Source organism: Peterkaempfera griseoplana (assembly GCF_001418575.1).
Lineage (GTDB): Bacteria > Actinomycetota > Actinomycetes > Streptomycetales > Streptomycetaceae > Peterkaempfera > Peterkaempfera griseoplana.
Genome location: NZ_LIQR01000554.1, coordinates 1 through 1460, shown reverse-complemented (window position 1 = coordinate 1460; position 1460 = coordinate 1). Strand labels below are relative to the sequence as shown.

The 1460-nt window shown below is 72.7% G+C and carries 2 protein-coding genes; both read right to left on the bottom strand.

Annotated features, from left to right (window positions below):
• Positions 1–335 (bottom strand): NAD-dependent epimerase/dehydratase family protein (locus tag AOK09_RS32415; protein ID WP_157876122.1); only part of this gene is annotated, 335 nt, incomplete at its 3' end.
• A gap of 505 nt (positions 336–840) precedes the next feature.
• Positions 841–1125 (bottom strand): Gfo/Idh/MocA family protein (locus AOK09_RS42765; protein WP_407675453.1); only part of this gene is annotated, 285 nt, incomplete at its 3' end.
• Positions 1126–1460 lie beyond the last annotated feature (335 nt).

Genomic DNA, 1460 nt, shown 5'->3' with positions numbered 1-1460 from the left:
ACCTCCAGGGCGAGCCTGGGCTCGGTGGCGCACTGGGTGATGCGGATCGCCGCCAGGTGGAAGAGGACGTCGGTGCCCGGGCCCATCAGCTCGCGCAGCAGCGCCCGGTCGCGGATGTCGCCGTCCACCACGCGCAGTCGCCCGGGTGCGCCGGCGGCCAGCTGCCGGGCGTGGGCGAGGTTGGCCATCCGGCCACGGACGAAGTTGTCGAGGACGACGACCTCTCCGGCGCCGGCCTCCAGCAGCTGGTCGACGACGGTGGAACCGATGGTTCCGGCACCACCGGTGACGACGCATCGGGCGCCGGTCAGTTCGACGGAGGGGGTGTCGGTCATCTGGAGGCGGCCCTTTCGTGGAGGCTGCCGGCCGGCAGGCCGGCGGTGAGGACGTCGGCGTGGGAGCCGGGTCCGACCGGTACGGTGACGCCGCCCAGCTCAAGGCTGCGGGAGGCCGCGTGCAGCAGCCGCAGCACCCGCACCCCTGCCCGGCCGTCGGTGAGCGGGGCGCGGTCCTGGGCGATGGCCGAGGCGAACTCGGCCATCACATTGCGCAGCGCCTCCTGCTCCACCAGTGCCGGGGCGACCATCTCGCCCACCCGGTAGGAGATCAGCGCCTGGTGGCGGATGGCGTCGGTGAGCTCGTCCGGCGGGGTGAGGTCCACCCCCCGGTCGTAGACCGACAGCCGGGCCTGGGGGTTGAGGTCGTCCCAGACCAGGGTGCGGCGGGAGCCGCCGATCATGGTGGTGCGGACCTTGGTCGGTGACAGCCAGTTGACGTGGCAGTGAGCGAGCGCGCCGCTGCTCAGCCGGACGGTGAGATAGGCGACGCAGGCCCGCCCNNGACCGGCTCCACGCCGGGCGGCAGGACGAAGTCGAGGATGGACAGGTCGTGCGGGGCGAGGTCCCACAGCACGTCGACGTCCGGCTGGACCAGCCCGAGGTTGATCCGCACCGAGTCGAAGAACTGCACCTCGCCCAGGTCCCCGGCGTGCACCATCTCCCGGATCCGGCGCACCACGGGGGTGTAGCAGAAGGTGTGGTCGCACATCAGCACCCGCCCGTGCCGTTCGGCGATCCGCACCAGCTCCGCGGCGTCGTCGGCGTCGGTGGTGATGGGCTTCTCCACCAGGACGTGCTTGCCGGCCTCCAGGNNGCCGAGCACCCGGTGGGAGCGGGCCTCGTCCAGGTCGCAGAGCCAGCGCAGCCTCAGCGCCGGTGTCTGCTGGGCGTTGCGTACCAGGTTGGGACCCCAGTAGCCGGCGCCGATCACGGCCAGGCCGATGGGCCCGGTCGCCGGCATGGTCGGTGGTCCCGGCACCGGCACATGCTCCCCCGGTGCCTCATGGGCCTCGGCGGCCCCGGCAGTTCTGCTGCCTTCTCGCTGCGGACGCGTCATGGCATCGACCCCCCAATGCTTTCCGCGCGGCGTCGTTGCCCACGCGGCTGACACCACTCGCTCCC